The sequence below is a fragment of the Dissulfurimicrobium sp. genome (assembly GCF_049968175.1).
GTDB classification, from domain to species: domain Bacteria; phylum Desulfobacterota; class Dissulfuribacteria; order Dissulfuribacterales; family Sh68; genus Dissulfurimicrobium; species Dissulfurimicrobium hydrothermale.
Genome location: NZ_JBMFRG010000084.1, coordinates 1 through 6507, shown reverse-complemented (window position 1 = coordinate 6507; position 6507 = coordinate 1). Strand labels below are relative to the sequence as shown.

The 6507-nt window shown below is 53.2% G+C and carries 7 protein-coding genes and 1 pseudogene; 1 reads left to right on the top strand and 7 read right to left on the bottom strand.

Annotated elements, in window-relative coordinates:
- The 7 genes and pseudogenes from ACP5SG_RS09090 to ACP5SG_RS09060 all read right to left on the bottom strand — a co-directional run.
- A partial coding sequence (locus ACP5SG_RS09090) for an efflux RND transporter permease subunit (protein WP_428123793.1) occupies positions 1-1539 on the bottom strand: 1539 nt, incomplete at its 3' end.
- Positions 1540-1575: 36 nt separating this feature from the next.
- On the bottom strand, positions 1576-2112 hold the full coding sequence (locus ACP5SG_RS09085; protein ID WP_424661577.1) for an efflux RND transporter periplasmic adaptor subunit: 537 nt from the start codon (positions 2110-2112) through the stop codon (positions 1576-1578).
- Positions 2021-2989, bottom strand: a complete 969-nt coding sequence (locus tag ACP5SG_RS09080) for an efflux RND transporter periplasmic adaptor subunit (RefSeq protein ID WP_428123789.1) — start codon at positions 2987-2989, stop codon at positions 2021-2023. Before ACP5SG_RS09080 ends, ACP5SG_RS09085 begins: the two co-directional genes overlap by 92 nt.
- Positions 2986-3534 (bottom strand): annotated as a pseudogene (locus tag ACP5SG_RS09075) (TolC family protein); the annotation flags it as partial. The gene ACP5SG_RS09080 and the pseudogene ACP5SG_RS09075, both read right to left, overlap by 4 nt.
- A 12-nt stretch (positions 3535-3546) precedes the next feature.
- Entirely contained in the window at positions 3547-4281 is a 735-nt protein-coding gene (locus ACP5SG_RS09070) for a TolC family protein (RefSeq protein ID WP_424661575.1), read from the bottom strand.
- Positions 4282-4533: 252 nt separating this feature from the next.
- On the bottom strand, positions 4534-5343 hold the full coding sequence (locus ACP5SG_RS09065) for a class I SAM-dependent methyltransferase (RefSeq protein WP_428123785.1): 810 nt from the start codon (positions 5341-5343) through the stop codon (positions 4534-4536).
- Positions 5344-5354: 11 nt separating this feature from the next.
- Positions 5355-5768, bottom strand: coding sequence for a winged helix-turn-helix domain-containing protein (locus tag ACP5SG_RS09060; RefSeq protein ID WP_428123781.1), 414 nt, complete (start codon positions 5766-5768; stop codon positions 5355-5357).
- Positions 5769-6033: 265 nt separating this feature from the next.
- Here ACP5SG_RS09060 and ACP5SG_RS09055 point away from each other — a divergent pair, with 265 nt between their 5' ends.
- Positions 6034-6333 (top strand): hypothetical protein, encoded by a 300-nt coding sequence (locus ACP5SG_RS09055; RefSeq protein ID WP_237889237.1) that lies wholly within the window; start codon positions 6034-6036, stop codon positions 6331-6333.
- Positions 6334-6507 lie beyond the last annotated feature (174 nt).

The following is a 6507-nucleotide window of genomic DNA, read 5'->3' as shown; positions in this document are numbered from 1 at the left end:
AAATGAGGAGACCGGGTTTGCGCTTTCCGGCGGCATCTTGCCGCGCATCAGGTAGTACATCAGTACCGGCACGAGTGTGATGGCGATCATCGCCGAACCGATCATGGAAAAGGTCTTTGTAAAGGCTAGGGGATGAAAGAGCTTCCCCTCCTGCCCTTCAAGCATGAAGACAGGGACAAAGGAGAGGACGATGATGGCCAGCGAAAAGAAGATGGCCCTGCCCACCTGCTTTGCCGAAGCTATGACGACCTCCAGCCGTCTTTCCCGCCGTTCTTCAGGGGGGAGTTCCGTGAGGTGCCGGTAGCAGTTTTCCACCATGATCACCCCGGCATCCACCAGGACGCCAATGGCGATGGCAATCCCACCCAGCGACATGATATTTGAGGTGACTCCAATGAGCTTCATGGCGATAAAGGAGATCAAGACGGCAATGGGAAGGGTGATGACGATCACCATGGCGCTCTGGAAGTGGAGAAGGAAGATCAACACCACGAGGGATACGACTATCGACTCTTCCGTCAGGGCCCGCTTCAAGGTATGGATGGAGCGCTCGATGAGGTCTGACCGGTCATAGCGGGTGACGATCTTCACTCCAGGGGGGAGGCCCTTTTTCAGGGACTTGATCTTCTCCTTGACCCGGTCGATTACGTCCTTGGCGTTTTCTCCGTAACGCATGACAACGATCCCGCCAACCGCCTCACCCTTGCCGTTTACGTCCAAAAGACCGCGGCGGATGGCGCCGCCAAGCTGGACAACACCCAGATTCTTCACATAGACCGGCGTACCGCGCGCATCAGCGCCCACAACAATATCTTCCAGGTCATGAAGGGATTGGACATAACCAGTACCGCGGATCAGGTACTCGGCATCGGACTGCTCCAGTATCCGGCCACCGACCTCGCTGTTGGAGCGTTTAACTGCATCTACGACATCCCTGATATTGATATTGTAGGCAAGGAGCTTATTGGGATCGAGGTCGATCTGGTACTCGCGCACATAGCCGCCGATGGAGGCCACCTCGGCCACCCCAGGGACGGTTTCCAATTGATAGCGGACAAACCAGTCTTGAATGGTCCTGAGCTTTTCCAGATCATAGCCTTTGCCTTCGATGGTGTACCAGAAGACCTGACCCACGCCGGTACCATCGGGGCCGAGGGTCGGCGTGACCCCTGGAGGCAGAAACGATGCCGCATAATTGAGTCGTTCCAACACCCTGGTCCTGGCCCAATAGATGTCGGCCTTGTCGTCAAATATCACGTAGATCATAGAAAAGCCGAAGGCACTCGACGCCCTCACCGCCTTGACCATAGGAAGCCCCTGGAGGTTCACTACCAAAGGATAGGTCACCTGGTCCTCTACCACCTGGGGCGAACGGCCCGGATATTCGGTATATACGATCACCTGGTTGTCGGAGAGGTCAGGGATGGCGTCGACAGGCGTATGATAGACCGCCCAGATCCCCCAGGCAATGACAAGGGCAAAGATCATCAGGATGATGACCCTGTTTCGGGCGGAATATTCTATTATGCGTTCGATCATGGGGTAATTATCCTTTTTGCTTTTTGCCCGATAAAATCACATCTTCATGCCATCCATCTTCAGATCGCCGTTTTTGGGATTCGGTTTTGGCTTCGGCGCTGGCGCAGATGCGCCCTTGTCATCCCCGGGCATCTTCATCCCCGACATGGAGCCCTGCCCACTGCCCGACCTCAATTGAGCCTCTGAATCGATCAGGTAACCGCCTGATGATGCGACCATATCACCCTCTTTGAGGCCGGAAAGGACCTGGACATAGCCTCTTGCCCTGACACCGGTCTCGATATAGTGCGGCACAAACCTATCCTGCCCCGTCTCAACCCAGACCACCTTACGTCTGCCTGTCTCAATCACGGCGGTCACCGGAACTGCAAGGACCTCGCCAAGAGGCGCCTTAACAGAGACGTCAACGAACATATTGGGCTTCAGCTCCAGACCTGGGTTGTGTATCTCCACCCTCGCCCTTACGGTGCGGGTCTTCGGGTCAAGAAAGGGATAGATGTAAGAGATGCGGCCGTGAAAGGTCTTGCCTGGGAAAGATTGGGAAACGATATCGGCCTCCTGTCCGATCTTCAAAGAATGGAAACTCGTTTTCATAGACCTCCATCTCGACCCAGACGGTAGAGAGGTCGGCAATATCGAAAAGGGGTTCGCCCACGTTCACATACTGCCCTTCCTGGACGAGCTTATCGATCACAACGCCGGAAAGGGGCGTATAGATCGGGAGGTGGATATCGGGCCGCCCCGCCTTTTCCAATGCCTTGATCTGTTGGTCCTTCAATCCAAAGAGCTTAAGCCTCTCCCTGGCGGATGCGACAAGCCCTTCCCCTTCCTGGGAGATGGCCGCAATGGGTGAATCTTTCAACTGATCTCGGCTCCTGACGGCAAGTAAATATTCCTCCTGGCTCGACACAAGGTCAGGTGAGTAGATCTCGGCCACCGGCCTCTTGACCGAGACATAATCACCCACCTTGTTGACATACAACCTGTCGATCCGCCCCGACACCCACGAAGTCACCTTGGCCTGCCGCGCCTGGTCATATGTAACGATGCCCACGGCGTCGATCTCTCTGGAAAGCGGCATCCGCTTCACCTCTGTGACCGCAACGTTGGCCATGACCATCTGGGTTGGTGACAGAGAAACCCCTCTCAAATCCGCCATCTCTTTTGTAGCCACCTTGGCGCCGGCCTGAGCGGCCGCCTGGACGCCCGGCGCCTTCTTGACCTTGACCAAAGTCATGCCGCATATCGGGCAGTTTCCTGGCTTGTCCCTGATAATAAACGGGTGCATGGGGCATGTGTAATAATACTGCGCCGTCTGCCCACCTGCCTGTCCTGGCCAGAATGGAATATGCCATTTCTGTTGCCAAAGATAGCATCCTAGAAAGAGCATAGAGAGGATAAACATGGATATCACAATCTTTTTTCCATTGGTCATGATGAAGGACCTCACGGTTGATTTTGTCTGCCCAGCTCCTTGCCAACCAATGCCTCCAGTCCAGCAAGCTTTATCTGGTAATCGGCAATGGATTCATAATATTCACGCTCATAGTTGAAGAGGGTCATCAGGCTGTCCAGAAGGGTCAAAAAATCCACCTTGCCCACCCGATAATTTATGGTTGCGGACTCCAGATCCTGTTCGGCCTGTGGGATGATGCCTGTCTTGTAGAGCGTTATAAGCTTCTGTCGCTTTTTCATTTGGGCGAGGAGATCTACGATGCCGGAATCGATGTCGTTTCTAAGGCTGTTCAATTCAGCCCTGGCCTCGGCCTCCTCTGCAGCGGCCTCGGCCGCCATTGCATAGCGTCGTGCGCGCCGCACGGGCAGATTGAAGGTGAGCCCAAGGGAATACATATCAAGACCCTCACCGCCCATGGCCGGTTCCCGCTGCATATATTCTAACGATACGTTGAAGTCCGGATAAAATTCCCTTTCTGCGAGCCTGTAGCCCGCATTGGCCTTCTCGATCAGGGCCTGAAGGGCCTTGAGCTTCGGTCGGTCTTTATAGGCCTATTTTCGCAGTTCTTCTGCTGAGAGATTGAGCGGCGTCAGGTCAAAGTCAGGGATCGCGCCGACCGGCGTATCGGCTGGCCGATAGAGGAGGTTGTTGAGGGTCGCCTCAAGGCTTTTCCGCTGCTGCTCAAGGGATATACGCATGTCGAGCATCTTGGATCGCTCCACCTGCGCCTTGTAGATATCCTGCTGTACCCCTTGGCCGACCGCATATCTCGTCTCGGCAATGGTAATGAAGCCGCCGATCACCTTTATATTGTTATCGACAACGGCCGTCGCCTTGTCAACATAATAAAGTCGGTACCAAGTCTCCTTGACCATCCTGGCCAACTCGAGCTTGCGTTCATCGACATCCCATTTTAAGGCCTCGGCCTCATGACTCGCCGCCTCTCCCTTGAGCTCCCGCTTGCCCCAAAACGGGATCTGCTGACTTACGCCTATCACCTTGGCGGTCATACTGTCTTTTTGGAAATCGAGAGGGGTCTTCAGTACTCCATTTTGTATCTTAAACGTCAGCATCGGATCGTCAAGTGAACGGGCCTGTGCGATACGGTTTTTATAGGCCTGCCAGCGGGCCTCTGAGGCCTTGATTTCAGGATTGTTGGCCAGGGCTGCATCGATAAGGTGGGCAAGGTCTTCAGCAGGCTGGGGCCCTGCGGCATAAACCGCCCCGCCTGACCAGGCCGACAAGGCAAACACCATCGCCAGAAAGAAGGCAAAAAAAGGATTCATGACGTCCCCTCTCAACTCAAAAACTGGCTAAAGTTTATTTAGCTAACTTTCAGTGTAACATGCAATAGCTCTGAGCATCTAAATTCAAGATCAACAGATAACAAACAACCTGCAGCCACCGCCATCTAGCGACAGCACAGGGCCGCTACCTCAAGTCGGAGATATCGACACTGCCTGTACTGCCGGCATTTGACAAAAAGCCGACCGTGAGAATATGTCTTGAATCCGAGCTACTTATTTTGGGCAGGCTGGTCAGGCTTGTTTTTTCCAGCTTATGACCGCCCAGCGGACAAGGCGTTCGTATGACATTGAAAGCCCTCCCCCTTCAGGCGCAAGGTGGTCTTTCAGGTAGTTTTCAAGCCTTTCTTCTTCTTCCGGCGTGATATTATCAAACATCCATTTATTCGACTCAAATGCCTCGCCGAAGCTGTCGTATGTCTTTTTGTCCCGAAGGGTAATGAAGGTGACATCGGCCAGTATCCCGAGCTGATGAAGGAGATTGTAGACATATATGTAGTCGGGCCGTTCGGGGAAATCCCGGCCCACGGCCTCAAAGAGCCTCCTGTCCATAGGGCCGTCCCCAACCGGGGCGGAGATATAGACCTGTTTTCTGGCAATGCCATCAAGCTTTAAAAGCGCGGCCTCGAGGTCATCCACGACAATGGACCTCGAGGCTATGGCCACATCATGGGGCCGGATGCCGACAGCATTCCAGTCGTCTTCCCACGAGGCCTTGACAGCCGTTATGTTTTTTATCCCGCGGCAGGCGCATTCCTTCTTTAGGAGTTCAATCATGGCCCCGGAAAAATCTATCGCTGTGATCTCCCTGACCTTATCGGCCAGCGGGATCGCGAGTGTGCCCGGTCCGGAGCCCACATCCAGGACACTCCAGGACGGCTCCGGCGACAGGATCCTGATGAACTCCCTTACATAAGGGCTCTTTGAGGCATGTTTTGCAAAAGATGGGGCGCGCCTGTCCCACACATCCGGTCCCTTGCGCCTCTTTTCCCTGGCCCTTGCCTCTTTCCAAAGCCTGCTCCAATCAATCTTCGGAAGCTGCATATCATTAAGACCTAAAATATAAATTTCTCAGTTTTTTCATTTAAAAAGGCCTTAAATTCACCATAAAGCTCCCAAAAGAGACGAATCGCCTCCCTGCCGGCGTCCGTAAGCCGCGTCCCGCCTCCGCCCTTGCCACCGGTCGAGGTCTCGACAAGCAGGCGTCCGGCGCCCCGATTCATGGAATCAACGAGGTCCCAAGCGTGCTTGTAAGACATGTCCATTGAACGCGCAGCCTGCGATATGGAGCCGTACTCGGCTATCCTTTGAAGGAGTGTGACCCTGCCGAACCCAAGAAATGTCTCCCCGCCCGGCCCCTCGATCCATATGCGGCCCTTGATGACGTAGCCGTCTTTTGAAAGGGACACATCCGGCAGGGCCTTATCCTTGTCTGACGGGGCAAATTTGGGGCGCAATCTCCTAGACATATTCTAATAAAATAACATCGGGCATGCCATGTCAAGGCAAGAATACAGATCAGGCAGCGTTTCGCCTATGCCAGGATTTCACGTTATCTGAGATGACATCGAAAAAATTACGGTAACTTGCTACCCAATATGGGCAAAAAGTTACCCAATGACAGTTTCGAATCTTACTTTTTATTTTGAAATCACTAAAAAATTTTGACCAAAAATTTTGGCACAAGGCTTGCTTTAATTTCTTTATAAAATCAGCAAAGCTTACGGAGGTTTTATGGAACCGAACAGATATCTGTTTATTTGTCTGCTTTTACTCCTCTCTTTCTGCCTTGTTCCTTATGAAGCCCTTGCGAAGGATGAATTATTCCTGTGCGGGGTCGTGAAGAATGTGAATATCAAGACAGGCATGGTTACAGTGGATGTGAAGTCCGGCAGTTGTCCTGGCGTAAGACAGTTTCAACTAATCGCGCCCCAAGCCGCTTCGCTCTTTATCGTCGGTGAAAAGAAATGCTTTCCCATAGACAGCAGCCATTGCAACGACAATATCATCCATAAAATCCTCATCAGGGAGTAGGCGTTATGAAAGGATTCTCCGGGACAATCTGCTGGCTAGTGGTCTTTTTAGGTCTCAGCGGCCCATTGTTTACAGGGGCGCTGTCATATGCTGCAATGAATGACTACTGTCAGGCGCCGCCATTTGTCACCGAGGCCGTGCAGCCAAATGTCATGCTGACGGTCGATGTCAGTG